The sequence below is a fragment of the Dyadobacter sp. 3J3 genome (genome assembly GCF_009801115.1).
In the GTDB taxonomy this organism is placed as follows: Bacteria; Bacteroidota; Bacteroidia; order Cytophagales; family Spirosomataceae; genus Dyadobacter.
Genome location: NZ_VTOL01000004.1, coordinates 475,727 through 502,298, shown reverse-complemented (window position 1 = coordinate 502,298; position 26,572 = coordinate 475,727). Strand labels below are relative to the sequence as shown.

The window sequence follows — 26,572 nt, the reverse complement described above, 5'->3', positions numbered from 1 at the left end:
TCAGAAACATAAACTTATTTAATCAAATAAAGAATATATCAGGTTAAATGACTGGATTTCTGGGATTAAACTACTAGAATTTATTTATCAAAAAACATATTACTTCCGCCCGCTTTCTTTTCAATAGTAGACATGATTTCCACATAAGAATTCGATGTTCTTAACTGTTCCGGCGTTTTTCGCGCAACGGGTGCACCAACGATTTTGGACAGCGCTGCGTTTAATAAGGCATCTTTTACGTTTCCATATGGATAGAGTCGAAGGCCTTCTTTTGCACTTATGTCCGGCGTAAATCCGGTCGAGTAATCGGATTGTTTCAAACTGTTGTAGGACCTGGTAACGATCGGCTGCAATCCCCATTTCACCTTTCCGGAATTATCACTTAATGTAATTGATCCTACATTTTTGCCCACTGTTTTATCTCCAACAAGCGTTACCGTCATGAAAGGTTTTAATCCATTTATGAGTAATTCGCTGGCAGAAGCGGTGCGAGAGGAAGTTAAAATAATCAGGTTGATGAGATTAGCACCGATATTCTGGGTTTTTGATACAAATTTATCATTGAAATAATCGTCGCCGTATTGTTTTTGTAACACTGGTGTAATCGTCGAATTATAACCTTTGTAATAAAACACTTTACTATCTGAAATATTTTTGCCGATCAAACTGGCCAGATTTGTTGCTGAACTTACATATCCTCCAGGATTATACCGTAGATCGAGAATAAGGGAATTCACATTTTTAGCTTTAAACGAGGCAATTTTAGTATCAAGCTCAGCATCGTATTCCTTTTTATCACTTCCATTTTTGCTGGTGATAAATTGATGATAAACCAGGTAGCCAATTGTATTGCTGCCATACTGAAAGGTGGTATCATAGAAAACCGGATCTTCCTGAAAACTTACCGGTGTTACGTCTTTTTTGATTGTCCCTTCAATAATGGAATCCTTCTCATTGAAACTTGCCATCGTGAAAATTTTCGATGCATCAGAATAAACCAGATCGTAATAATTCGATGCAGTAAGTTTCTGATCGTTAATCCGCGTAAAAACGTCGCCGCGTTTGATACCAGCCAAAGCAGCAGGCGAGCCTGGTAAAGTGTAAGCAACAATACCGACTATGTTGGAACCCCCGGTTGGGTAATAAAACAGTTTCAACTCCATACCGGTCGTTTTTGTTGATCCGCTTAATTCTGCTTTCAAAGCATCGGCATCACTTTCAATCCATGAAAAACGGTCCCCATCCGGACGAAGCGTGGCGTCAAATTTATACAATAAAGAATTGAAAAAGGCTTCCGGCTCCAAAGTCAGATCAGGTGTTGCTGTAATTTTATCATTCCAGTAATACCAGGTTTTCATCTGATCCAGAATCCATTGATTGGTTTCCGTATTCGTAGCCGGATCAACATTTTTTTCATGACAAGCTGCCAGAAAACCTGTTATAAAAAGTAGCAGAACAAAGACCTTTTTCATTAAGTTGATTTAGTTTGTTGACATAAAAACTTCTTCAATGATATCACAAGCTACATTCATTTGTTCTTCTGTAATCACCAAAGGCGGAGCAAAACGGATTTTATTACCATGCGTTGGTTTGCATAACAATCCTTTATCCATCATTTTGTAACACAATTTCATCGCCGTTGCACTATCTTCTGTATCGTTGATCACAATTGCATTCAGCAATCCTTTACCCCGAACCAACTCGATCAGATTACATTTTTGCTTCAATTCTTCAATTCTCTGACGGAAAAGTTGTCCCATGATTTCAGCATTTTCAGCCAGGTTTTCATCATCGACAACCTGTAAGGCCGCCATTGTGACCGCGCAGGCCAAAGGATTTCCACCATACGTTGAGCCATGTTCACCCGGGGCGATCGTCAGCATAATTTCATCATTTGCAAACGCAGCTGAAACAGGCATTGTCCCGCCGGAAAGTGCTTTTCCAAGAACAAGGATATCCGGTTTCACATCTTCCCAGTCACAGGCCAATCGTTTTCCGGTACGCCCGATTCCAGTTTGAACTTCATCGGCAATAAATAAAACGTTATATTTTGTACATAAATCACGTACTCCTTTCAAATATCCTTCTTTTGGAACAACGACACCAGCTTCTCCCTGAATAGGTTCAACCATGAAACCGGCAATATCCGGGTCACTTTTAAATGTATTTTCCAAAGCTTCAAGATCATCATAAGGAATGATCAGAAAACCTGGTAAAAACGGTCCGTAATCATCGGTACTGGACGGATCGGTTGATGATGAAATAGCAGCCAGCGTACGTCCCCAGAAATTCCCGGAAGCATAAACTGTTTTGGCTTTATCAGGCGCTATTCCTTTCACTTTATAGGCCCATTTCCGGGTAAGTTTTAAAGCAGTTTCACCGCCTTCCACCCCGGAATTCATCATCAAAACTTTATCATAACCGAAATAATCACATAGAAATCTTTCGCATTCTCCCAGTTTATCACTGTAAAAAGCACGGGAAGTCAGCGTTAATTTTTGCGCCTGTTCAATCATGGCAGCAATAATTTTCGGATGACAATGTCCCTGGCTGACAGCGCTATAAGCTGATAAAAAATCCAGATAACGTTTCCCTTCAACATCCCAGACATAGACTCCTTCGCCTCTGGAAAGTACTACGGGCATCGGTTTGTAATTGTGAGCACCGTATTTTCCTTCCAATTCCATCGCAAGCTGTGTTGCTTCCAGCATCGTTGTGTCTGTATAGTTTGCCATTGTATTTACGTTAAAGCGGATTCATTCGATTTAGATCGCGTAAAAATACGCAAATCACGGGTGTTTTAAGCGTAACAATTGGGTAAAGAAAATTCATTTTCAAAAATCATTATAAATTTCAATTTCATAGTTCCCGCGAATTGTGGCCTTTTTGAAGGATATCTGTCTTAAAAGAAGAATTAGATTCTTAATCCGCGGTCTGTAATCCGTGGTCTGTGTCTTCACAGACCGCATAACTTCAATTCCATAGTCCAACTCCGTGGTCTGTGTCTTCACAGACCACAAAACTTCTAAACAGATAACATATGACACACCAAGAAAATATCTTTCGCAATTCCGTAATGGAATTTGATCAGGTTTATTTTTGGACCGACACCATAAAGGATTGGAAAAATTTGCTCCGCCAGGACAAGTATAAGGAGCTAATTATTTCGTCATGGAAGGAGTTAATCAGAAGAGAACAAATCGCTATTTATGCTTTTGTTATCATGCCTAACCATCTTCATATGGTTTGGGAAATGAAAGATCTCAATGGAAAAGAGAAGCCTTATGCAAGTTTCAATAAATTTATAAGCCATCAGATTCTGAAAGATTTGCGGAAAAATCATCCCGATGTACTGCCTTATTTCGAAGTTCAAGATACCGAAAGAAAATATCGCTTCTGGCAACGAGATCCACTGGCTGTGTTAATAGATTCCAAGATAAAAGTTGAACAAAAAATTGATTATATTCACAACAACCCTTTGCAACTTAAATGGAATCTTGCAGATCGACCTGAAAAATATTATTGGTCTTCTGCTAATTATTATGAAAATGGCAAAGATGAATTTGGTATTATAACACATTATAAGGACCGATTTTAATCTTTGGGATATTATTTTAATTAGCCATGGTCTGTGAAGACACAGGCCATAGAAAGACACAGACCATGGATTAATATCGACTCCTTGGTCTGTGTCCTCAAAGACCAAGTAAATACTAGATAAGAAATCATACATAGTTGTGGTCCGAGGCACTCACAGATCTAAAAATACTTAATCATTTTATTAGTTATAAAATAGTAATCTGTGAAGACACAGACCACGGAACTAGGTGAAGACACAGACCACGGAACTAAGTAAAGACACAGACCACGGAACTATACCACCCAATGAAATTAAGAATACAAAACATTAAATATCAATTCATTTTCGTCCTAGTCGGGCTCATTTTCACCCACTCCGCATGCAGTAAAAAAGCTATAACCGGCGACAGTTCCAAATCCAGTTTCCGTGTTATAGGCTATTTACCCGGCCGGGAAAATTTGGTGCAATCTGCCAATACCATTGATTATAGCAAAATCACACACTTAAATATTGCTTTTATAAATCCCGATTCCGCCGGTAATTTGCAGGGGATAGAAAACCTGAAAGCTGTTGCAGCGATCGCTCATAGAAATAATGTCAAAATTATGGCATCCATTGGTGGAGGTGGCGCACCTAAATATTATCCAGCCTTTTTAATTGGAAATAAAAAGACAAAACTGATCAATGATCTTGTCAAACTGGCCGTTGATAGTGATCTGGATGGAATTGATGTAGACCTTGAAGGTGCTTTGATTGATGCCAATTATGAAAATTTTGTAATTGATCTGGCTGCGCAATTGAGACTAAAAAACAAAATGATTACAGCAGCTATCGCTACGGTTTACAAAGATCAGTTTACAGACAAAGCACTCGCGCAATTCGATTTTGTAAATATCATGTCTTATGACAAAACAGGACCGTGGAATCTGACAAAACCTGGCCCACATGCACCTTATGACATGGCTGTTGAAGATGTTGACTATTGGAATAAAACCCGCGGAATTGCAAAAGAAAAACTGAGTCTTGGCGTTCCATTTTATGGATATGGCTTTGGAGGAACGGCACCAGAAAGTATTTCCTGGAAAAATCTTTTGCTTCAATATCCCGGCGGCATTCAGACTGATGAATTTAATGTAAATGGCGGTATTATTTATTACAATGGAATTCCAACCATTCGTAAAAAAACTGTATTAGCTTTGGAAAAAACGGGAGGTATCATGATCTGGCAATTGTTGCAGGATGATAAAGGGCCGCAGTCGCTTCTGGGAAATATACAGGAGGTCATCCAGTCAAAGGGAAAATAACAAGCCATACGTTTCAGGAAAATGAATAGATACTTCGTTCACCTTTTACTTTTTTTATTCATTGCGCCACCGGCTTTTTCTCAAAACATTAGAATTCAGATCACAGCGCCAAAGGAATTCAAAGGACGAAAAGCCATTCTGCTTACACGTGAAAAAGGATTTGCCGCGATTGTGCATTCCATAAAACTGAATTCTGACATTTTTAATCTGGAAATTGCCAGTGATCTTGTGCCTGACCTTTATCAGCTGCATGTTTCCCAGGTGAAGGGTTCACTATTTTTCTTTTTGGAACCCGGCGCCAGGATTCAGCTGGATACTACCGATGTATCAAAATCTATTGTTAGCAACTCAAAAAGTAATCCTGAATGGAAATTATTTCAGGATAGTCTTCAAAAACCTTATGATCAACGAATTATCATTTATTCGGAAGGTGAAAAACGTGCACGTAAAGAAAGAAATGCAGACAGTCTGAATTACTGGGTCGAAAAACAAGCCATTGAAAAAGAAAATCTGGTCAGGAAAACCGGTGAATATATTGCAGATCACACAGATTCATATGTCAGTCTTTATCTTTTAAAAATCAATTGGTATGCGTTTAAAAATGATAAGTTGTTTGAGCGATTGGATAAAACTTTGGCTGGCCACAGAACTTATAAGTTTTTAGAGGATAAAAATAGAAAAACGGAGAAAGCGGGAACGTTAGGTCAACATTTATAAATACTGAGAATAATACAAATTTTGCTGGTATCTTATCTCCTGAATTTAAAGAAAATCTCAGATGAAAATCCTCTCCAAAAAATCAGTAGTGATCATATTCCTGATTGATCATTTCTTTACTATTCAACGTATTACCAAGAGTCTGGTATAAAAAAGCACTTACACGATCTTCACTTTTACCGCTATCGACAAAAAAATAAAAGCATATTCCTATTCCTTTATACGATTATGACAAAAAATAATCCAGACGTTGATAACTACATCGCAGGTTTTCCAAAAGAAATCCAAAAACTTTTGGAAGATATGCGCCAGACAATCCGGAAAGCTGCACCGGAGGCAGAAGAAAAAATCGGTTATGGAATCCCGACTTTCACACTGAACGGAAATCTGGTTCATTATGCCGCTTTTAAAAATCACATTGGATTTTATCCAGCTCCACGCGGGCTTGAAGCTTTTAAGGAAGAATTATCGATTTACAAGGTGCAAAAGGTTCTGTTCAGTTTCCGTTTGATAAACCACTTCCACTAGATTTGGTAGCGAAAATTACGAAATATAGAATTGAACAAAACCTGGCAAAAACAGAAGCTAAAAACAAAAAGAAGACGTCGGCAAAAACACCAAAACTTTCTTACCAGGATCAGGTTACCGGGTTTATTCAAAAACTTGACCCTGAACTGGGAAATATTGTTGAAGAGATACGCCAAATAATTTTAAGCACCGATAAAGAAATCGCTGAGCATATCAAATGGAACAATCCCGGTTTTTACTATACCGGAGAAATGAAACCGTTTGATCCGAAAGAATATAAGAGAGATATCGTTGTGATGAACCTTCACAAAGGAAGAATTATGCTCGTTTTCCCAAGCGGCACCAAGGTTAATGATAGCTCCGGCTTTTTGGAGGGAGATTACAAAGATGAGAGACGAACGGTGGTTTTCAAGGATTTGGATGATGTAAAGTTTAAGGAAAAATCTTTGAAAAATGTGGTGAAAGGGTGGTTGAGTTTGGTTGAGAAGTGAGGATTGAAGTACTTACCCAAGATTTTAACCTTAGGAACCGGATTAAAGAACTATCCGGCTTAGCCAATTCCCCAATATTTAATTCAATGGCTAAAGCCCACGATCAGATATGTTGACCTGCTAACCCCAGGTTGAAACCTGGGGTTAATTTCGAGAGCTACTTTTCTAAAACAAATATCGACCAAATTCCAATAACCTAATTCTTGAAGGCCATTATGAAGATGGAACAAGAACGGTGGTTTTCAAGGATTGGATGATGTGAAATCAAAGGAGAAAACTTTGAAAAATGTAATAAATGAGTGGTTGGCTTTGATTGATAAGTAAGGTTTCAATTATCGGTTAATTAAATAAAAATCCTTATTTTTAGATTATGGAAATTAAAACACTCGTCACGATAGATGATGATATATTAGGTGGTCAACCTGTCTTTGCAGGAACTCGCGTCCCTGTCGAAACACTTTTTGACCATTTAGAAGCTGGTGTTTCATTGAATGATTTTTTAGAAGACTTTCCCACTGTATCTAAAAGTCAGGCTGTGGCAGTTCTTGAAACAGCAAATAAATTTCTTACTTCCAAAAATATCGAGCAGCTGTATGCGACTGTTGCTTGATGAAAACTTACCTAAGCGTTTAAAACTGGATTTTCCTGAACACGAAGTTTTTACAGTTCGAGATAAAGAATGGAACGGTGTAAAAAATGGCGAATTATTGAAGTTGATGCTTGAAAACGATTTTGACGCTTTGCTTACATTCGACAAAAATCTTCAACATCAGCAAAATTTTTCCAAATACACGATTACCGTTTTTGTATTAACCGCGCAGATTAATACTTATATGGAGTTGACAAAACTTTCAAGTCAGATAAATGATCATTTGAAATCTGGTAAACTAGCGATAGGGCCCATTGTTATTCATGCAGATTAAGTTGACTTCTATATAATTCTTCGGTGGCCGAAGCATTTTGCTGGTAATAGATTTTTGATTTGCGAATCGCAAATCAAAAATCGCGATTATAATTTTTCCTTGTTTCCCCACCCCAAACCGCTTAACTTTACATCATAATCTCAAAGGGGTGCCCTACCTAACGGGCTGAGATCATACCCATATTACCTGATCCGGATAATGCCGGCGTAGGAAGAGAAAGCTAAACTCAGGACTAGCGAAAATCAGCATGAATCATTGATTTTCAAGCTCCATAAAGTCAGCTGAATCGAATAATCATTTTTATTGAACCAAAAGGATAGGTGGCCCCTTGCCTGTTCGTAACAACTAATGATCGCAATGCGAAACGTTACGACCTGTCTTTTAACACTCGTTATAAGCACTTTACTGAGCATATCTGTTTATGCTCAAAAAACATTAACCGGTCAGGTTACCGATCAGGAAGACGGAAAATCACTTCCCGGCGCTACAATCCGGGCAGGAGAAATCCGCGGAACATCCACCGATGCCAACGGGAGATTTACACTTCGGAATATTTCGGAAAACATCGGGATTCTGGAAATTTCTTATATTGGCTACCAAACCATTAAACTGGAAGCCGCTAATTTAAGTGAAGGAAAACCGCTTGAAATAAAACTTCAAAAAAGCACTTTTCAGGCCGATGAAGTTATCGTTAATGCAACACGCGTTACCGACAAAACCGGGATGGCTTATACCAATGTGACAGCGGAAGCTCTGAACAAACAAAATCTGGGACAGGATCTGCCGGTGCTTCTAAATTTCACGCCTTCTCTGGTAAGCACCAGTGACGCCGGCGGTGGAGTTGGATATACCGGAATAAGAATTCGTGGTACGGATGCTACGCGCATTAATGTTACGGTCAATGGAATTCCTTACAACGATGCAGAAAGTCAGGGTGTCTATTGGGTAAACATGCCTGATTTCGCTTCTTCCGTGAGCAGCATCCAGATTCAGCGAGGTGTTGGGACTTCTACAAACGGCTCGGGAGCTTTTGGCGCGACCGTTAATATTAGTACCAATCAGTTCAGGAAAGAAGCCTATGCCGAACTTAATAACTCCTATGGCTCTTTCAATACCTTTAAAAATACCTTCAAAGTTGGTAGTGGTTTAATCAAAGATAAATTCACTTTTGATGCCCGTCTGTCCCGTGTTTCTTCCGATGGATTTGTTGACCGGGCTTCTTCGGAATTGCACTCCTACTACTTATCCGGTGCTTATTTTGGTGGGAAAAGTTTTGTACGTGTTAATGTATTTTCAGGAAAGGAAAAAACATATCAGTCCTGGAACGGCGTTCCCGAAGCCAAACTTCGGGGCGATCGCGAAGGTTTGTTATCCTATATTGATCGCAACGGACTTGATGAAAGCGATGCGCAAAACCTTATCAATTCCAACAACCGTACTTATAATTCTTATACTTATAAAAATGAAGTTGATAATTATCGTCAGGATCATTATCAACTTGTTTCTTCACATACATTAAATAAAAATCTTACATTAAACCTCAATGGTTTCCTGGTAAGGGGATTGGGATACTATGAGCAATCAAGGAAAAATGATAAACTCAGTAACTACAATTTGCCCAACGTGCTTATTGGCGGAGATACCATTACAAATACAGACATCATCCGCCGTAGATGGCTGGATAATTACTTCTATGGATCAACTTTTTCGCTTGATTATAACAGTTTTAAAAAGCTGACAGCCAGTGTTGGCGGTGGCTATACTTATTACACGGGCGATCATTATGGAGAAATAGTATGGGCAAGAAATGCCGGAGCTACTGAAAATGAACAACGTTATTATTTCAACAAAGGAGTCAAAAAAGATTTTAACATCTATGGAAAACTTTATTATCAATTTACTGAAAAGCTGAATGCTTTTGGTGATTTGCAATTCCGCCGCGTCAGTCATAAAATTGATGGAAAGGACAATGAAATGGTTCAAATGAATTTTGATCAATCTTATTCATTCCTGAATCCGAAGGCAGGTTTAACATATCAGCTGACGCCCCAAAGTTCGGTTTACGCTTCATATAGCGTGGGAAACAAGGAACCAAACCGTGATGATTTTGCAGCATCAACAACGCGTCTTTTCCCAAAAAGTGAGAGGTTAAATAACGTAGAAGCAGGATTTCGCATGCAGCAGGGAAAATGGATGATTGCTGCGAATTATTATTTGATGCAATACAAAAATCAGCTTGTATTAACCGGCCAGATCAATGATGTTGGGAATTCAATCCGTGTCAATGTCCCGAAAAGTTACCGTACCGGAATTGAACTGGAAGGTGCTGTTGCTTTTAATTCACATTTTAAATGGAACGCGAATGCCACGTTCAGTCAGAATAAAATTGCGAATTTCACAGAATATATTGTCAATTATGATACCGGAGGTTATGATCTTGTCAATCACGGAAAATCAGATATTTCCTTTTCTCCAAACGTAATCGTAGGAAGTCAGTTTACTTACAGTCCACAGAAAAATCTTGAATTTGCTTTATTGACCAAGTATGTTGGCAAACAATATCTTGATAATACTTCCAGTGAAACGCGCAGGCTTGATGCGTATTTCACAAATGATCTTCGCTTAACTTATACAGTAAAACCGAAGTGGATTAAAGAAATTTCTTTCAATTTCCTATTGAATAATATTTTCAGCGAACGTTATGAGTCGAACGGTTATACTTATGGCTATATCAGCGGTGGTGCTTTGACTCAGGAAAATTTCTATTTTCCGCAAGCGGGAGGGAATTTTTTAGTTGGGGTGAATTTCCATTTTTAGGTTATAAAAAGTAACAGAGAACGTCGCGTGGCGTTCTCTGTTACTTTGTCAATATTTCGGTGCGCTGCACCTAAAACGTTAGCATTTGCTATTCCGTTGCTACAAGTATTTCGGTGCGCTGCACCTAAAACGTTAGAATCTGCTGTTCAAATTCTATAAATATTTCGGTGCGCTGCACCTAAAACATTAGAATTTGCTATTCCGTTGCTACAAGTATTATGGTGCGCCGCACCTAAAACCGTTAGAATTTACTACAAGTATTTGGGCGCTGTGCATCTCTTCACTAAATTTTGAATGCGCGCATTGTGAAAAGATTATCTCAAAGCTAAAAAGGTGCAGCGCACCTAAATATTTGTAGAAAACCCGTTAGCTAAAAAATGTCATAAGGTGCAGCGCACCGTAATAATTTTTCAATTAAACTATTTACCTCACAATTTCTTTCTCCCTCAACATTCCAATATATTTCTCATTATTCAATCTACCAGAAAAAAAACTATCCGCCATTTTTTCATCCGTCAATTTTAACTGATTGGAAACCGTTTCCATCAATTCCGAACTTAACGGTGCCTTACCAACATAGGTAAAAACCGCTTGTTTTTTGCCGTCAACAACAAGATAATGCAATTGATGGTAATCCTTTTCAGAGTAAGATTCAAATCCTTGTTTCTGTAATGATCTCTGTATGTCCTTACTTTTTCTCGCTTTCATTTGATCGCCTTAACAATGGTCAACAATTTATTTTTGAGCACGATAGCTTCATCCGAAAGCAGATAATCAGATTCCAGCGCAAAGTTTTGGTATAACGCATGAAAACTGAAATTAAATGCCGCCTCAGCTTCTTCTCTCGTTATTCCCCAAACGCATAAATTCAAGGACGAAAATGAAACTACGTAAACCTGATTTTCAAAGTTTACCTCACAAGTCAACTTTTCATGAAGGACGTATAATTTTTCGTCATACTTGATAATATCCGGTCTGAACGGATACGTTCCGTGCTCCATTTCCTCAATCAAAAGTACTTTTTTGATATCCTTTTTACTCAGATCAGCAGACGTATCACTCCCTCCTATTTTGGCATATATCTTGGCAAATCGATAAACGACCTTCTCTTTTTTCACCTTTTCCTTTTTTGGAAAATACTGATCTGTGAAACTTTTATCCGGTTGTCTGAGGTTTAGCTTTTTGCCTTTTGCATCAATCAGAAAAAGCTTGAATGGCCTGTCCGAAATGGATGCGGTAAAGAGTGGTTTGTAAATGCGGCTTCTTTCGTCAGGAGAATATTTCCCAATCACCTGACTCATATAACCTGGTTCTTCAAAATTCCCGAAAAGAATATTTTTTTTGTATTCCGAAAACGCATTCCTTTTCCAATCGTCAATTTCGGTTGTAAAAAGGCTTGGCGGCTCTACAATATTGGAAGCAACTGCTGCTTCAAAACTGCTGAATTTAAGATCTACCACCAGCAATTCCAGCTCCTTTTTCAAACCATCCAAAACTTTGGGCGATTTGTCGTAAACTGCCCTAAACTTCTCGTTTTTTAAAAATTCTATTTCAATAAAATTCAGAAATGAAGTATTGAGATTATTCAAAACTGTAATAACGGAAGATAACCTAGCCGTATGCCCGGCAGTTTGTTGAGGGTCAATTTGAAACCTAAAAGCAATTCTCCTTAATTCTTCCAGCATTATAAAACATCCTTTAATAGATAGGTAACCACAAATATCATTGTATCTCAGAAAATAATGACACTTGAAGTGAAAATATTTTGATCTTTTTGCGAGTCTTATGAAAAAAGAAGACTGCCTCAAAGCGAGACAGCCTTCTTTTTTACAAAACATTTCAATTAAAGATGGTTAACGTGAAACAGACCGTCTTAATGGTGGATCAAAATTTTGTGTGTGCTAAGTGTGCCATCGGTTTTGGAAATTTTCACAATGTACATACCGCTTGCAAGCTCTTTTACATTGATTCCTTCCGTGGATGAAATGGCATTTGATTGACTTACAGATTGACCATTTGAATTGATAATTGCCACTTGTTTAATATTCTCCGCTGGGATATCTTTCAAAAAGAGAACATTAGAAACCGGATTAGGGTAAACAGCAACCGTAACATCATCTACGTCAAGCTTTATCGTTTCAATGCGACTATAAGCATAGGTACCATCTTTGTCTACCATTTTTAGGCGGTAATAATTCATGCTCTTTGGAGCGGAATCTGTGAAATGATAATTTTGCAGTTCAGAACTTTCACTGCTCGCAGAAACTTTACCAATTGAACTCCATTCCTTGGCATTTGAACTTCTTTCAATATCAAAAAAGTCACTATTTTTTTCCTGGGTTGTAGCCCAGTCCAAAGCAACACTATTTTTTAATTCTGGCTCTGCTTTGGCCTTGAAGCTTACAAGCGTTACCGGTAATGGATTAACAGAATAAGTATACACAAGACAAACTCCACCAAGTGCACTGGTCACCGCTGAGCTGGATGTGTTACCTCCGGTAGTAGTTAGGGTATTAAAACCAGTCGCAGATATTGGAAATGTTATACTTCCTGAACCAATGTAATTAGGGTTAAAGTTTGCAATATTTGTGCTCGTTGCTTTAGCAGAGGTTACATCATAATATGATAATGGCTCCCCTTGAATGAGATCTATTGGATCTGTATAATTTTGATCCAAAATATCATTAAAAGTCCTACTGGTAATAACTGTGGATATATTTGCTGGCGGCCCGAAAGGGTTTAGAAATTTGACATTCGCTGCTATAATCAATGATTGAACTTCAGTTGATGTTGTTGTTGATACTACAACAGATGGATTTGAAACCATGGCTGCACTGTAGACATCAACACTGACAGGAGGGTTTGCCGCAGGGTTAAGTGGAATGGCCTTGTTAACTGTTACAGAGACATCGGTACCTGTGAAGGGAGTTAGTCTCGGTACTGTTACATTACAGTTTGTAATCGTATTTGCTACTTTGTTCAATACCAAGCCACCTTCTGGTGCTGTATTCGCACCAACTGACGCTACAAATGCCGCTGACGGGTTTGCACTTGATGCCGTATAACCCTTGGTTGGATACTCGTAGGTGATTATGTAATTGACCCCCGATCTTCCAGTTAAAGTAAATTGCCCGCTGGCATTACTAAGTGCGGCAGAAACTTCAATATAAGTAGCAGGAGAACCAGGAATAACACGTGAAAGATGTGCTACAATGCCTGGAACCAGCGTTCCGTCTCCACTAACTGTTACGGTGCCTGTAATTTGTGCGTTGTGATTGTTGGCATAATCTGGATCTGGAAGGACCGGCAGAATTTGTGACATCGCGTTGGTACCAACGAACGCCAAAAGGCAAAACATGAGAATTTTTGTGAATGGTTTCATAAAAGTTTTTTAATATAAAATGATTTAAGTGTTGAAGATTTTCATAATGTCGAGACAACCGATATTGAGTCATCTCCTTTAAATGCAAGTATTAATTATGTAACCATCGTTAACATAATTAATCAAGGCCAAACATTTCTTTCAGAGAATATTCTCTGTCAGGATTTGTTGAAACATCTTGATGTAATATGTTAGCAGAGATAGCAATACATGGTTTGCTAAAATCCAGAATTAATCATTGCATGAATCTAAATGACAGACAGTTTTGAAATGATTGCACTAACGGATGAATGTGTGTGAAGAATTAATAACACCAATTGATGTACTTGGCTTAACTGAAATATTTCGAATCAAAAGTAGGGAAAATTAAACAAGAAGATTAACGCAAAATATGACAATTCGAAGAAATACTAACAAACAAAGAAATTACTACTTTTTTCATCCGTAATTTTCTACCAATTTGTAGAATAATTTCTATATAAAAAACCCATTCATGTAACGTAGAATCAATTTCAATAAAAAATAACAGTAAACTTGAATGTATATATCCAGATATATAGAAAAAATTTGATAGGACAAAACCAATATTGAAATGTATTGCTTTATTTCCAAAGGTTTTCAAACGACAAAACATGCTCTTATGCCTATCCGGCATCAAGAGGTCTTACCGTCCCTGAATGGTTATCCATTTCTTCTTATCTCCGTTGTAAGCAAACTGATATAAAGTTTCAGCCTTTTCATTTGGGGTTACCGGATTGTAATTAAATTTCACACCAAAAACCATCATGTTTCCATTTTCGTCAAAACGAATCCTGTTTGCTTTGTCATCACCACGGGATCCGAGATTTTCAAGCGAACATTCTTTTCTCACATCACCTTTAAATTTTCCACTTTTAGTCAATTCAATCGAATAGATATCTGACGAACGCGCACTACCGAAATACAAGCGTTTTTCTCCTGTAACGCCGCCAACAAAAACAGCAATGGCATCATGGCCTTTTAGCTTATCTACTACATCTCCGTTTTCCGGATCGACAACATAAATAACCCCTTTTTCTTTTTCCTTCGTACTGCCCGCGACGCTACTTGCATATATCTTCTTGCCATTACAATCATAATAGATACCAAGTACTGCCAAAGGGTAAACACCCGAGGAGCTGTCTTCCTTTGCGAGTTCTGTAAGAACAGCCATTTCTCCCGTTTCCGAATCTATCTTATAAATTTTGTTCATTTCGCTCCAAGGGCTTCCATGTTTATTGGTTTTTGGAAGTGGTGCGGTGTATGTATTTCCGTCGCTATCAGAAGTGATGCTACCCATAAAGCCATGTAGAGCCCAACTTCGATCCTGATACGTTTTTTTGCTTGCAGAATCAGCCATGTTTCTTGGATGTTCAATCAATACTACGCCCGTAAAGGCTGGCTCTGTTGTGGATAACTCTGAACGGGTTGGATCAAATCCAAGTGTTTTGATAAACGATCCAGAGGACCTGCATGAAGTGATTCCAATTTTTAAAACCTCTTCCTTCGTCATCTTTTCTTCACATGAGAAAAAAGTGGAAATGGTTAGGATGAAAAGTACAATACTATTAAATCTCATATAAGTTATTTCTTGCAGTGATGTAAATGATACTAAAAATCCCGTTCCAACATTTTTTTGATTTGAATTGTATAAAATTTGAAAGGCGATTTTAGATCATGGTGAATTCAAAATTCAGGAAAAACACTTTTTGGTAATTCTGATATTTTAGTTCCTTCCTTTATCCTATAATTCCTACCTTTGCCGCATGGAATTGAAAAATGATCTTTTGCTTCGGGCGGCGCGTGGTGAGAAAGTGGAGCGTACCCCTGTTTGGATGATGCGTCAGGCAGGACGCATTTTACCTGAATACCGTGCGGTTCGCGAGAAAGCCGGAAGTTTTATCCAGCTTGCTACAACACCTGAGCTTGCAGCCGAAGTAACACTACAACCTGTTGATTTACTGGGCGTTGATGCCGCAATCATATTTTCAGACATCCTGGTAATTCCCGAAGGAATGGGATTACCTTATGAAATGGCGGAGCAAAAAGGACCTGTTTTTCCTGCAACAGTTAATACCATTGCCGATTTGGATAAGCTAAGAATCGCGGATCCTGAAAATGACCTTGGTTATGTTTTGGAAGCGATTCGTCTTACCAAAAACGGATTAGCAGGACGCGTTCCTCTGATCGGTTTTGCAGGCGCACCTTTTACTATTTTCTGTTATATGACCGAAGGAAAGGGCTCCAAGACTTTTTCAGTAGCGAAAAAGCATCTTTATGCTGATCCGGAATTCTCTCATTTGTTATTACAAAAAATAACAGACAGTACAATTGCGTACCTGAAAGCACAAATTGCCGCAGGTGCTGATCTTGTCCAGATTTTTGATTCATGGGCCGGAATTCTTTCACCGGAACAATATAAAACGTTCTCTCTTCCTTATATCAAACAGATCTGCGATGCCATCACGGAAGCACCTGTTACGGTTTTTGCCAAAGGAGCATTTTTTGCGAGAGAGGAAATTGGCAAACTGAATTGTGCGGTTGTAGGACTTGACTGGAATATGGATATTACTGAATCCCGTCAATTAATTCCAAATAAGACATTGCAGGGAAATCTTGACCCTTGTGTGCTTTATTCTTCCTTTGACCAAATCCGTGCAGAAGTAAAGAAAATGGTAAGCCAATTCGGGACCCAACGTTACATCGCCAACCTTGGCCACGGCGTTTACCCGGACATGCAGCCAGATAAAGTAAAATGCTTCATCGAAGCCGTAAAAGAATACTCTGCTTAATTTTTAGGGACACAGAGAACCACAGAGCGGACGCCGCGCGGTTAAGGAGAGGGACACAGAGTTTTAATTTTTAGTAATACAAGCGATGTTTCCTATTAAATTCTCTCTGTGGCTCTCCCCTGTCCTCCGTGGTTCTCTTTGCAACCTAAAAAAATCTCCATGTCCCAAACAACAAAGTGCATTTTCTTAGATCGTGATGGTGTTCTGAATGAAGATCTAAGTGATTATTTACATAAACTGGATGATCTCGTAATTCCTGAGGGAATGCCGGAAGCTTTGAAATTATTGAAAGAAGCTGGATTTCTATTGATTGTGATTACCAATCAGGCGGGAATTGCAAAGGGAATGTACGGCGCAGAAGCTGTATATGCGATTCACGAAAAGATGCAGGAAGTTTCAGGAAATATTCTGGATGACATTTACTTCGCTCCTTCACATCCTGATTTCACAGGAAAATCACTTTCCCGGAAACCGGATTCTTTAATGCTTGAAAAAGCGATTGCAAAATATAATATTGATACTACCCAATCCTGGATGATCGGTGACCGGTCAAGAGATATGGAAGCCGGACATAAAGTTGGCCTAAAGACAATTCATATTATTCCTAAAAATGAGCCTTCAGCAGGAAATTTCACCGCTGTCAGTTTGTTTGAAGCGGCAAAAATAATTTTGGCTCAATAAATATTAGGCTCGTACTTTAACCGGATGTTTCTGAACTTTTACAGCAGATCCGTAAGCCGGGCACTGATGTTTTGTGCATGAAGATGCAAAACCGATCGTACCGCACATTGCCAAAAGAAGGAATACTTTTTTCATATATTTTTTTTAGAGTAGTATACTAACGTCAGGTTTTAAAACTTATTTCTTTGAATGAGTTCGTAAAAGTAACGAACTCATTCAAAGAACGTTATATATTTCGTCAAATTTTTGTTTCAACCAGCTCTTCTTCGGTTTCGGAAGGTACTTCATCCTTAATAACAGGCGTTACGAAAGACTCATCTTTGAAGCCCAGAATTTTCAGCATTGAATCGCTGTCCTGCTCTTCTGCAAAGACTTTGGTAACAATTTTACCTTCTTCATCACGATCAATCAGCACATGTTTTGGAGCCGGGATCAGACAGTGCTGAATTCCGCCATAACCTCCCAGAGATTCCTGGTAGGCACCTGTGTGAAAAAATCCAATATATTGTTTCTCAGCCTCTTCCTCGAAAATCGGCATGTACAAATCCGCACTATGCATCTCACTGTTATAAAAATCCTGTGAATCGCAAGTCAGGCCGCCAAGGTTTACTTTCTGATACGGACTATCCCAGTTGTTGATCGGAAGCATGATATATTTCTGGTTCATACCCCACGAATCCGGAAGTTGGGTGATAAACGATCCGTTGATCATATACCAGAGTTCTTTATCATTTTGCAGTTTTTTATCAATGATCTCGTAAATCACCGCGCCACTTTCTCCAACCGTATAACTTCCGAACTCAGTAAAAATATGCGGAACCGGAACGTTATTCTTGTTACAGATCCATTGAATATTTTCAATGATTTCGTCAATCATTTGCTGGTAATCATAACCCGCCTGCAGGGAAGTCTGGATAGGAAGCCCGCCGCCGATATCGATTGAATCAAGTTCTGGGCAAATTTTCTGCATTTCGCAGTATTTGAACATGAATCGGGTTAATTCACTCCAGTAATATGCACTGTCCTTAATACCGGTATTGATAAAGAAGTGAAGCATTTTAAGTTTAAAACGAGGATTTGACTCGATTTTATCCTTGTAAAGCTGCTGCACGTCATTATAACGAATTCCCAGACGAGACGTGTAAAAAGCAAAATTCGGCTCTTCATCCGTAGCAATACGCATCGCAAAATTTACGGTATCTGCCGTAACCTGCTGTTCGTAAAATTCAATTTCTTTAAGGTTATCCAAAATTGGAATAACATTGAATCCTTCGTTGATCAATTCACTTAGATACTGGGTATAAAGCGGTCTTTTGTAGCCATTTGCAAGAATGTAAGTTGACTTACTGATCTTGCCGCGACGGTATAATTCACGGATAATCGGAATATCAAAAGATGACGAAGTTTCAAGATGTATATTATGCTTAAGCGCCTCTTCCAACACAAAACTGAAATGCGAGGATTTGGTACAATAGCAATAAGTATAAGTTCCCTTATAATTATGACGCTTAAATGCATTTTTGAAAAACATATTCGCATTACTAATATGTTCACCGATTTTGGGCAGATAATTAAGTTTCAAAGGCGTACCATGTTCCTTGATGATGTCCATCAGTGGTACATTGTTGAACAGCAATTCATTTTTGTCAACGTTAAATTCCATCGTAGGGAACTCGAACGTTTGCTGAATCAGGTCAATGTAGCTTTTCATTTATTTTTTTTCGCGGATAGCAGTTAGTGGATTTGAATAAATAATTGAACTTTATTTGTTTTCTCTTTCATTCTTTTGGCTCTCTCTTCAACGTTCAGATCACTATTTCTAATACTCTTTCTGCTTAAAAGAAAAGACCCGAAATTTGGGCAGAATATGTATTAATTCCAAACACCATTTGACTTTAAAACATTCCGCGCCATTACTTTATCATACATATTTAAAAGTTCATACCGAAAATTATCCCCTTGGTACTTTTCTGATAGCTTCTTTTAACGGTCTTTACTTACTTTGGATTCCAACTTACCAGAGGCAGCGATACCTTCAGCAACAAGTTGCAGGCAATAAAATTATCTATTCAAGATTATTAAATATAAATAAATTACAATTTACTATAATCTCAAATTTCGTTAAAAATGGGCTTCATATTTCTACCTGGCGTTAAAAACCTAAACGTCAAAGTTATGACACAGTGTTAATAATTTAATAATCAACAAATTAATAAATCATTAAATCTCTTATTTCAAAGTATCAGACAAAATAATCTAAAATTGATCGGAAAACTTTAAACATTATTAAAGTTTTCATAGTTTTTATCATTGGAAAATTTCAACTTTGTCCTGTGAAAGAACGAATTATAAAAGAGGCGTATAAACTCTTTTGGCGCTTCGGCATCAAAAGTGTGACGATGGATGATATCGCGAAGGATCTCGGTATTTCCAAAAGAACGATTTATCAGCACTTTCCGGATAAGGAAGCGATTGTGATTCTTGTTGTAAAACATGAGCTAGAAACGCAACAGTGCCAGATGGATAAAATGGAGGAAGACAAGCTAAATCCGATTGAGCAGATGGTCCTGGGCGCAGATTACATGCGTATTTCACTGGCGCACATGAATCCCGTTGTTTTCCATGATTTAAAAAAATACCATCCGCTTGCCTGGGATTTATTTCATCAATACAAGCACGAATATATTATAAAAGGTATACGTGAAAATTTGGTTGAAGGTGTTGAAGCGGGATTATATCGGAAAGAGATGAATGTAGACATGTTGTCTATACTCAGGATGGAGCAAGTCTTAATGGCTTTTGATCCGACTATTTTCCCGGCAGACCGGTTTAATATGATGAACATTCAAATGGAATTTGTCAACCATTTTTTACATGGAATACTGACTGAAAAAGGATTGGAATACTATACTAAATATACTGAAGAATCAGCAACATCTATTACCCATGAAAAATGAAACATTGATTCGCGGCGGGATTTTCACCCTCGCGATGTTTTTAAGCCTGATTTCTGTCAAAGCGCAGGAGGCGAGTTTTACGGTAAAAGAAGCCGTGGACTATGCGATAAAGCATAACCTGAATGTTAAAAGCACCCAACTCGATGCCGTTTCAGCCGAAGCCAGAATAGGTGAAGTGCGCGGTGCAGGTTTGCCGCAACTTGCTGCCAATTTCAATTTATCGGATAACGTAATTATCCAGCGCGTTTTCCTTCCCGCCAACTTTGCCGATCCAAAAGCGTCACCGGATGCGCCACCGGTTGCCGTTCAGTTTGGGGTGAAATATTCCGGAAGTGCTTCCGCAACGTTGAATCAGTTAATTTTCAGCGGTTCTTATTTTATAGGATTAAGAGCAGCTGCAACTTATCGTGAACTGGCAAGCAAAAATATCACCCAATCCAAAGTCACGGTAGCAGAATCGGTTACCAAAGCTTACTATTCAGCACAGGTTTCGGAAGAACGTGCCAAAGTGTTGGATCTGAATATCAGTCGTGTGGATTCATTGAGAGCCGAAACCAAGAAGATGAATGAAAGCGGATTCGTTGAATTACTTGATGTAACCCGTCTGGAAGTTCAGATTAATAATCTGGTTACCGAGCGTCAGAAAGTCCAGAATTTGATCGAACTGAGTTATACGCTTCTGAAATATCAGATGGGTATGGCGCTTGATGAGAAAATTATACTGACTGACAAAGTTGATGATCTTAACATTGAAACGTTAAGAGGTGATTTCTCCGATTACAAAGTGAACTACAACAGTCGGATTGAATATTCAGTATTGGATACGCAACTAAAACTAGCTGGTCTTGATCTGAAAAATATCCGCGCCGGTTATTTGCCAAGTCTTTCCGCTTCTTTTGGATACGGTCATAATAATGGTAGAAATACCCTTCCTGATCTTTTCGGTACAAAATGGTTTAACAATTCGGTACTGGCTATCAACCTGAATATTCCAATTTTCGACGGTTTTACCAAAAAATATCAGGTAGAACAGAAAAAAGTCGCGCTGGATAAAGTGAAGTTAAACCAGAAATTGCTTGAACAAACGATCGATATGCAATCCCAACAGGCGGCTATTAACATAAAAAATGCTTTTGCCACTTTGGAAACGCAAACAAGAAATGTTGATCTGGCGAAGGAAGTCGTTCGGGTTTCAAAAATCAAATACAAGGAAGGCGTCGGTTCCAACATTGAAGTTATCAATGCAGAATCTGCTTACAAGGAAGCACAAACAAATTATTTCTCTGCACTGTATGATATGCTGATCGCGAAAGTGGACCTGAGCAAAGCAAAAGGAGAGCTTTATAATGATTAATTGTTAGTGGTTAATTGTTAATGGGCGGCTCATCAAGGGCTCGCAGCCAGAAACAACTACCATCCATAATTAATCATTAACCATTAACAATTAACCATTAAAAGAATTTTATGAGAACACATATTTATTCAATCGCAATCGCTGCTGCTTTGCTGGCTTCTTGCTCAGGGGAGAAAAAGGATGGGTTAGCAGGAAAAAAAGAAGAACTGACCAAGCTTAAAACGGAACAAAGCGAAACAGAGAAAAAAATAAAAACCCTTGAATCGGAGATAGCGAAGCTTGACACGACGAAAAGGGAAGAAACCAATATAAAAATCGTTACCGTAAAACCGCTTGAAGTTGGGACTTTAAGTCATTATGTTGAACTTCAAGGTTCTATCGATGCAAAAAATAGTGTGATGGTAACACCAAAATCAGGTGGTGTGATCACGGCTGTTTATGTACGTGAAGGCGATCAGGTAAAGGCTGGTGCGGCTATGGCAAAGGTGGATGACAGCATTTTACGTGAAAGTATTGAAGAAGTTAAAAGTCAGCTAACCTTGGCTACAACGATTTTTAATAAGCAGAAAAACCTTTGGGACCAGAAGATCGGGACTGAAATCCAATTTTTACAAGCTGAAAACAATAAACAAGGTTTGGAAAAGAAACTTTCTACATTGAACACGCAACTTTCGCAGTCGAGAGTTTCAGCTCCGATTTCGGGTGTGGTGGATCAGGTGAATATAAAGTTGGGCGAAACGGCTGCACCAGGCATGGGCCTTTTCCGGGTTGTTAACCTTGGAAACCTTAAAGTGGTTGCCAAAGTTTCAGATACTTATGCTGCAAGTGTTAAACGTGGTGACGAAATCCTGATCAGTTTTCCTGATCTGAATAAAGATTACAAAGCAAAGGTTTCTTTCGTGGGAACAACGGTTGATCCGCTGAGCCGCACTTTTATGATTGAAGCAAATCTGCCTTCAAGTCCTGCCTTGAAACCAAATATGACCGCGAAAGTCCAGATCAATGACGCAACGAAGAAAAATGCGTTGATCATTGACCAGAATGTTATTCAGGGAACTGAAAAAGGTCAGGTTGTTTATGTGGCTGTGAATGAAAACGGCAAGAAAATGGCTAAATCGAAAATTGTAAAAACAGGTTTGATTTACAACGGGAAAATTGAAATAACGGAAGGCTTACAGGCAGGAGACGAAATTATCACGACCGGATACCAGGAGGTTTCGGACGGACAAACGATTTCGTACTAACATTCACTTTCAGCTCGCATACCCATGAAATTTGAAGATCATAAAACCCTTAGTTTTACCAACTGGTGCGTAGAGAATAGGACCACTATTTACATCTTTACGTTTATCATCACGTTGACAGGCTTTGTGGTATACAACAATCTGCCGAAAGAGCAGTTTCCGGATATCAAAATACCGCAGATCTACATCAATACGGTTTATTTTGGTACCGCTCCCGCCGATGTGGAGAATACGATTAACAAGCCCATTGAAAAACAGTTAAAATCCATCAATGGCGTAAAACATATCAAGTCGAATGCCTTGCAGGATGTCTCGGTAATTTTGGTGGAATTTACGCCGGATGTTGAAGTGGCAGATGCCTTGCAGCGCGTACGTGATGCCATTGATAAAGCCAAACAGGATTTACCTCAGGAACTGGATTCAGGCCCAACGGCGCAGGATGTGAACTTTTCGGAATTCCCGATCATGAACATCAATTTGGCCGGTAATTATTCACTGAAACAATTGAAAGAATACGCCGAAGATTTGCAGGATGCGATTGAAGCGATGCCGGAAATCAGTCGTGTGGATATTGTCGGTGCACTGAACCGCGAAATTCAGATTAACCTGGATTTGCCCCGTATGCAATCGACCGGTTTGACTTTCACCGATATTCAAAATGCCGTTCAAAGTGAAAACATCAACGTTTCCGGTGGTGATTTGAAAGTTGGAAATGTACGTCGGACGCTGCGTGTGAAAGGTGAATTTCTTGACATGACCCAGCTTTCCAACCTGCGTATTCGTACAGGAACGGGTGCGGTAGTACGTCTGGGTGATGTGGCCGAAGTGACCGATAGTTTTGAAGAACAACTTGATTTTGCCCGTCTGGATAATAAATCCGTAATCACGTTAAATGTCATCAAAAGAGCTGGATCCAATCTTGTAAAAGCGGCTGATGATATTGAAGTGATCATTGATAAAATGAAGGAATCCGAATTGCCGCAGGGGCTGGATATCCGGATCACAGCCGATCAGTCGGAACGTACCCGTGCGGATTTGCATGAGCTGATCAATACCGTTATCATTGGTTTTATTTTCGTGGTTTTGGTACTGATGTTCTTCATGGGTATCCGTGACGCGATTTTTATCGGACTTTCCGTACCGCTTTCCGCGATGGTTGCTTTTGTATTGATGCCGGTATTAGGGCCTTTGATCGGAACTTCGTTTACGTTGAACACGATCGTACTTTTTGCCTTCCTGCTCGGGATTGGTCTGGTGGTGGATGATGCGATTGTGGTTATTGAAAACACCCACCGTTTGTTCAACAATCATAAGGATTGGACGATCCAGCAGGCCGTTAAAGCTGCCGCGGGAGAGGTTTTCGTACCCGTACTTTCCGGTACGCTGACAACGATTGCTCCGTTTTTTCCGTTGCTTTTCTGGCCAGGACTTGTCGGTGACTTTATGAAATTCCTTCCACTCACGCTGATTTTAACGCTGATGTCTTCGCTTTTTGTGGCTTACGTGATCAACCCCGTTTTTGCGGTAACGTTCATGGGCCGTCATGAAGACGAAAAAGAAAAACACGATACCAGCATTAAGGCGATCATGCGGCCGATGCTGATTTTGGGTGCGATAGCCTTGGTTGGTTATTTTGTGGATCGTGGAATTGGAAATTTCTTTGCGATTTTACTCGTACTTTTTGTTTTCAACCATTACATACTGACGCCTAGAATTCTTGTTCCTTTCCAGGATAAATTACTTCCCGCGCTTAAAAACAATTACAAAAAACTGATCACCTGGCTGATCAAAGGGTACCGTCCGGTATTCGCGATTCTTTCGATGGTCGTGTTGTTGATCGCAACGTTTATCATTGTCGGTATTGCCAAACCGGAAGTCCAATTCTTCCCGAGCGGTGATCCGGATTATATTTATGTGTATAACAAATTGCCTTCCGGAACGGATGCGCTAACGACGGATTCGATTACCAAAGTGATTGAAAAACGTGTTTTCTCTGTTTTGAAAACGGAAAAAGCGATGGGTATAGTGAACTCCGTGATTTCCAACGTCGGTAAAAATGCCGGTGACCCGAACAATCCGGACCGTGCTGCTACGCCAAATAAGTCCAAAGTGACGGTGGCTTTTGTAAAAAGCGAATCCCGTGACGGCCGGTCGACACAGGAATTATTGACCAAAGTACGTGATGCGGTAGCCGGAATTCCAGGAACTGAAATTTCCGTAGAACGTGAAAGTACCGGCCCTCCTACCGGAAAACCGATTTCCATTGAAATTTCGGGTGACGATTTTGAAGAATTGCAAAAACTGGAAAAAGATCTTTTGAAACGTGTACAAAACTCCGGTATCGCGGGAATTGACCAGTTGAAAACCGATCTGGTAACGAACAAACCGGAGATCACGATTGATATAGACAGGGAAAAGGCACAGCGTGAAGGGATCAGTTCTGCACAAATTGCACTTTCCATCCGTACGGCACTCTTCGGTCTGGAAGTTTCCAAATTCCGTGACGCGAAAGATGAATATCCGATCATGGTGCGTTTGAAAAAAGACGATCGCCAACAGATTGAAAAACTATTGAGTTTGAATATTGTATACCGTGATATGAACTCCGGCGGCGCGCTTCGTCAGGTTCCGATCACGTCCGTAGCCAACATTTCTTATTCGACTACATTCAGCCAGATTAACCGGAAAGATCAGCAACGCATCGTGACACTGAGCTCCGATGTATTGCCTGGATATAATGCCAACGACATTGTGGCCCAGATCCAGGATCAGGTGGTGAATAACGTGAAAGTACCAAGCGGATATACCGTGAAAATGGGTGGTGAACAGGAAGATCAGGCAGAATCCATGAACTTCTTAACCGGCGCATTTGGTGCAGCGATCCTGCTGATTTATCTGATCCTGGCTACGCAGTTTAACTCGGTTGTGAAACCGCTGATTATCTTCTTTACCATTGTGCTTTCGCTGATCGGGGTATTGCTTGGTTTTGTGATTTTTGACAAAACATTCTCCGTCATCATGTCCGGTGTGGGTATCATTGCACTGGCCGGTATTGTGGTGAAAAACGGTATCCTGCTTATTGAATTTATCGATGAACTTCGCGGCCGCGGTTACCCGCTGCGCAACGCGATTATCGAAGGAGGCGCTATCCGTCTGACACCTGTATTGCTGACGGCTTCGGCGGCGGTACTCGGTCTGATTCCGCTTGCATTCGGTATTACGCTGGATTTTGTAGCCTTGTTCAGAGATTTCTCCCCTAATATCACAACAGGCGGAGCAAGTTCCGTATTCTGGAATATCCTCGCCTGGACGATCATCATGGGACTTACCTTCTCAACCATCCTGACGCTTCTACTCGTTCCGTGTATGTATTACGTCAACGAAAAAATCCGCGACAAATGGTTCCGCAAAGGGAAACAGGAAGTTGTCAATCCAAACTGGCAGAACGAGAGTATTTGATTTTGTTTTGTTTAAACGCAGAGTTAGGGAGAGGTTTACACGGAGTTTCACAGAGATTATTTTAAAAATAAAAACTCTTTGAAACTCTGTGTTTAACTCTTTTCACTCTGCGTTTTTTTTAATTATTTTTGCAGCCTTGGAATATCACGGGATGTGGCGCAGCTCGGTAGCGTGCTTGCATGGGGTGCAAGAGGTCGCAGGTTCAAATCCTGTCATCCCGACTTTGATTATCAGGCTTTTAAGTGTAACAACTTGAAAGCCTGTTTTTGTTTGCTCGAACATCAGTCGAACATTTTTATTGGTATTTTTTTAGATTTTGCTGAAT

The 26,572-nt window shown here is 39.5% G+C and carries 22 protein-coding genes, 1 tRNA gene and 1 riboswitch; of the genes, 15 read left to right on the top strand and 8 right to left on the bottom strand.

Going from position 1 to position 26,572, the window contains the following annotated elements:
- Positions 1-80: 80 nt before the first annotated feature.
- Complete coding sequence (locus FZF08_RS11670; protein WP_159468884.1) at positions 81-1,472, bottom strand: S41 family peptidase; 1,392 nt, start codon at positions 1,470-1,472, stop codon at positions 81-83.
- A 9-nt stretch (positions 1,473-1,481) separates the two neighbouring features.
- On the bottom strand, positions 1,482-2,735 hold the full coding sequence (gene rocD, locus FZF08_RS11665; RefSeq protein WP_159468882.1) for an ornithine--oxo-acid transaminase: 1,254 nt from the start codon (positions 2,733-2,735) through the stop codon (positions 1,482-1,484).
- Between the two features lie 305 nt (positions 2,736-3,040).
- Between rocD and FZF08_RS11660 the strand changes: the two genes are divergently transcribed.
- From FZF08_RS11660 to FZF08_RS11630, 8 genes are all read left to right on the top strand, one after another.
- A complete protein-coding gene (locus tag FZF08_RS11660; RefSeq protein ID WP_229216501.1) occupies positions 3,041-3,598 on the top strand; it encodes a transposase in 558 nt (185 codons plus the stop codon).
- 287 nt (positions 3,599-3,885) lie between these two features.
- Positions 3,886-4,884, top strand: coding sequence for a glycosyl hydrolase family 18 protein (locus FZF08_RS11655; RefSeq protein ID WP_159468880.1), 999 nt, complete (start codon positions 3,886-3,888; stop codon positions 4,882-4,884).
- A 21-nt stretch (positions 4,885-4,905) separates the two neighbouring features.
- Positions 4,906-5,601 (top strand): hypothetical protein, encoded by a 696-nt coding sequence (locus FZF08_RS11650; RefSeq protein WP_159468878.1) that lies wholly within the window; start codon positions 4,906-4,908, stop codon positions 5,599-5,601.
- A gap of 228 nt (positions 5,602-5,829) precedes the next feature.
- The gene (locus tag FZF08_RS11645) at positions 5,830-6,129 is read left to right on the top strand and encodes a DUF1801 domain-containing protein (RefSeq protein ID WP_310590592.1); all 300 of its coding nucleotides are present in this window, start codon (positions 5,830-5,832) and stop codon (positions 6,127-6,129) included.
- Between the two features lie 2 nt (positions 6,130-6,131).
- Positions 6,132-6,620 (top strand): DUF1801 domain-containing protein, encoded by a 489-nt coding sequence (locus tag FZF08_RS31740; RefSeq protein WP_310590591.1) that lies wholly within the window; start codon positions 6,132-6,134, stop codon positions 6,618-6,620.
- Between the two features lie 370 nt (positions 6,621-6,990).
- Positions 6,991-7,230, top strand: coding sequence for a DUF433 domain-containing protein (locus tag FZF08_RS11640; RefSeq protein WP_159468876.1), 240 nt, complete (start codon positions 6,991-6,993; stop codon positions 7,228-7,230).
- Positions 7,214-7,543 carry a DUF5615 family PIN-like protein gene (locus FZF08_RS11635; RefSeq protein WP_159468874.1) on the top strand — a complete coding sequence of 110 codons (330 nt, stop codon included), beginning with the start codon at positions 7,214-7,216 and terminating at the stop codon, positions 7,541-7,543. The genes FZF08_RS11640 and FZF08_RS11635 overlap by 17 nt, the downstream gene beginning before the upstream one ends.
- Positions 7,544-7,677: 134 nt before the next feature.
- Positions 7,678-7,773: riboswitch (TPP riboswitch) on the top strand.
- A gap of 127 nt (positions 7,774-7,900) precedes the next feature.
- The gene (locus FZF08_RS11630; RefSeq protein ID WP_159468872.1) at positions 7,901-10,360 is read left to right on the top strand and encodes a TonB-dependent receptor; all 2,460 of its coding nucleotides are present in this window, start codon (positions 7,901-7,903) and stop codon (positions 10,358-10,360) included.
- Positions 10,361-10,783: 423 nt separating this feature from the next.
- Here FZF08_RS11630 and FZF08_RS11625 read toward each other — a convergent pair whose 3' ends face one another.
- The 4 genes from FZF08_RS11625 to FZF08_RS11610 form a co-directional block, all read right to left on the bottom strand.
- A complete protein-coding gene (locus tag FZF08_RS11625) occupies positions 10,784-11,068 on the bottom strand; it encodes a hypothetical protein (protein ID WP_159468870.1) in 285 nt (94 codons plus the stop codon).
- The gene (locus FZF08_RS11620; RefSeq protein ID WP_159468868.1) at positions 11,065-12,045 is read right to left on the bottom strand and encodes a hypothetical protein; all 981 of its coding nucleotides are present in this window, start codon (positions 12,043-12,045) and stop codon (positions 11,065-11,067) included. Before FZF08_RS11620 ends, FZF08_RS11625 begins: the two co-directional genes overlap by 4 nt.
- Before the next feature lie 188 nt (positions 12,046-12,233).
- The gene (locus FZF08_RS11615) at positions 12,234-13,742 is read right to left on the bottom strand and encodes a T9SS type A sorting domain-containing protein (RefSeq protein ID WP_159468866.1); all 1,509 of its coding nucleotides are present in this window, start codon (positions 13,740-13,742) and stop codon (positions 12,234-12,236) included.
- A gap of 664 nt (positions 13,743-14,406) precedes the next feature.
- On the bottom strand, positions 14,407-15,339 hold the full coding sequence (locus FZF08_RS11610; protein WP_159468864.1) for a hypothetical protein: 933 nt from the start codon (positions 15,337-15,339) through the stop codon (positions 14,407-14,409).
- Positions 15,340-15,526: 187 nt separating this feature from the next.
- Between FZF08_RS11610 and hemE the strand changes: the two genes are divergently transcribed.
- Complete coding sequence (gene hemE / locus FZF08_RS11605; protein ID WP_159468862.1) at positions 15,527-16,552, top strand: uroporphyrinogen decarboxylase; 1,026 nt, start codon at positions 15,527-15,529, stop codon at positions 16,550-16,552.
- A 159-nt stretch (positions 16,553-16,711) separates the two neighbouring features.
- Positions 16,712-17,233, top strand: coding sequence for an HAD-IIIA family hydrolase (locus FZF08_RS11600; protein ID WP_159468860.1), 522 nt, complete (start codon positions 16,712-16,714; stop codon positions 17,231-17,233).
- Between the two features lie 3 nt (positions 17,234-17,236).
- Here FZF08_RS11600 and FZF08_RS32045 read toward each other — a convergent pair whose 3' ends face one another.
- Complete coding sequence (locus tag FZF08_RS32045) at positions 17,237-17,368, bottom strand: hypothetical protein (protein WP_255463511.1); 132 nt, start codon at positions 17,366-17,368, stop codon at positions 17,237-17,239.
- Positions 17,369-17,471: 103 nt separating this feature from the next.
- On the bottom strand, positions 17,472-18,944 hold the full coding sequence (locus FZF08_RS11595) for an arginine decarboxylase (RefSeq protein ID WP_159468858.1): 1,473 nt from the start codon (positions 18,942-18,944) through the stop codon (positions 17,472-17,474).
- 622 nt (positions 18,945-19,566) lie between these two features.
- Between FZF08_RS11595 and FZF08_RS11590 the strand changes: the two genes are divergently transcribed.
- From FZF08_RS11590 to FZF08_RS11570, 5 genes are all read left to right on the top strand, one after another.
- Positions 19,567-20,190: a TetR/AcrR family transcriptional regulator gene (locus FZF08_RS11590; RefSeq protein ID WP_159468856.1), complete on the top strand. Its 624-nt coding sequence runs from the start codon at positions 19,567-19,569 to the stop codon at positions 20,188-20,190.
- Complete coding sequence (locus FZF08_RS11585; RefSeq protein WP_159468854.1) at positions 20,180-21,544, top strand: TolC family protein; 1,365 nt, start codon at positions 20,180-20,182, stop codon at positions 21,542-21,544. Before FZF08_RS11590 ends, FZF08_RS11585 begins: the two co-directional genes overlap by 11 nt.
- A gap of 110 nt (positions 21,545-21,654) precedes the next feature.
- Positions 21,655-22,788: an efflux RND transporter periplasmic adaptor subunit gene (locus FZF08_RS11580; RefSeq protein ID WP_159468852.1), complete on the top strand. Its 1,134-nt coding sequence runs from the start codon at positions 21,655-21,657 to the stop codon at positions 22,786-22,788.
- Between the two features lie 24 nt (positions 22,789-22,812).
- Positions 22,813-26,247: an efflux RND transporter permease subunit gene (locus FZF08_RS11575; RefSeq protein WP_159468850.1), complete on the top strand. Its 3,435-nt coding sequence runs from the start codon at positions 22,813-22,815 to the stop codon at positions 26,245-26,247.
- 147 nt (positions 26,248-26,394) lie between these two features.
- Positions 26,395-26,468: transfer RNA gene (locus FZF08_RS11570), tRNA-Pro, on the top strand.
- Positions 26,469-26,572: the final 104 nt, after the last annotated feature.

Coding starts and splice junctions, on each gene's coding strand:
- FZF08_RS11670 (WP_159468884.1), bottom strand. CDS start 1,472: ATGAAAAAGGTCTTTGTTCTGCTACTTTTTATAACAGGTTTTCTGGCA.
- rocD (WP_159468882.1), bottom strand. CDS start 2,735: ATGGCAAACTATACAGACACAACGATGCTGGAAGCAACACAGCTTGCG.
- FZF08_RS11660 (WP_229216501.1), top strand. CDS start 3,041: ATGACACACCAAGAAAATATCTTTCGCAATTCCGTAATGGAATTTGAT.
- FZF08_RS11655 (WP_159468880.1), top strand. CDS start 3,886: ATGAAATTAAGAATACAAAACATTAAATATCAATTCATTTTCGTCCTA.
- FZF08_RS11650 (WP_159468878.1), top strand. CDS start 4,906: ATGAATAGATACTTCGTTCACCTTTTACTTTTTTTATTCATTGCGCCA.
- FZF08_RS11645 (WP_310590592.1), top strand. CDS start 5,830: ATGACAAAAAATAATCCAGACGTTGATAACTACATCGCAGGTTTTCCA.
- FZF08_RS11640 (WP_159468876.1), top strand. CDS start 6,991: ATGGAAATTAAAACACTCGTCACGATAGATGATGATATATTAGGTGGT.
- FZF08_RS11635 (WP_159468874.1), top strand. CDS start 7,214: ATGCGACTGTTGCTTGATGAAAACTTACCTAAGCGTTTAAAACTGGAT.
- FZF08_RS11630 (WP_159468872.1), top strand. CDS start 7,901: ATGCGAAACGTTACGACCTGTCTTTTAACACTCGTTATAAGCACTTTA.
- FZF08_RS11625 (WP_159468870.1), bottom strand. CDS start 11,068: ATGAAAGCGAGAAAAAGTAAGGACATACAGAGATCATTACAGAAACAA.
- FZF08_RS11620 (WP_159468868.1), bottom strand. CDS start 12,045: ATGCTGGAAGAATTAAGGAGAATTGCTTTTAGGTTTCAAATTGACCCT.
- FZF08_RS11615 (WP_159468866.1), bottom strand. CDS start 13,742: ATGAAACCATTCACAAAAATTCTCATGTTTTGCCTTTTGGCGTTCGTT.
- FZF08_RS11610 (WP_159468864.1), bottom strand. CDS start 15,339: ATGAGATTTAATAGTATTGTACTTTTCATCCTAACCATTTCCACTTTT.
- hemE (WP_159468862.1), top strand. CDS start 15,527: ATGGAATTGAAAAATGATCTTTTGCTTCGGGCGGCGCGTGGTGAGAAA.
- FZF08_RS11600 (WP_159468860.1), top strand. CDS start 16,712: ATGTCCCAAACAACAAAGTGCATTTTCTTAGATCGTGATGGTGTTCTG.
- FZF08_RS32045 (WP_255463511.1), bottom strand. CDS start 17,368: ATGAAAAAAGTATTCCTTCTTTTGGCAATGTGCGGTACGATCGGTTTT.
- FZF08_RS11595 (WP_159468858.1), bottom strand. CDS start 18,944: ATGAAAAGCTACATTGACCTGATTCAGCAAACGTTCGAGTTCCCTACG.
- FZF08_RS11585 (WP_159468854.1), top strand. CDS start 20,180: ATGAAAAATGAAACATTGATTCGCGGCGGGATTTTCACCCTCGCGATG.
- FZF08_RS11580 (WP_159468852.1), top strand. CDS start 21,655: ATGAGAACACATATTTATTCAATCGCAATCGCTGCTGCTTTGCTGGCT.
- FZF08_RS11575 (WP_159468850.1), top strand. CDS start 22,813: ATGAAATTTGAAGATCATAAAACCCTTAGTTTTACCAACTGGTGCGTA.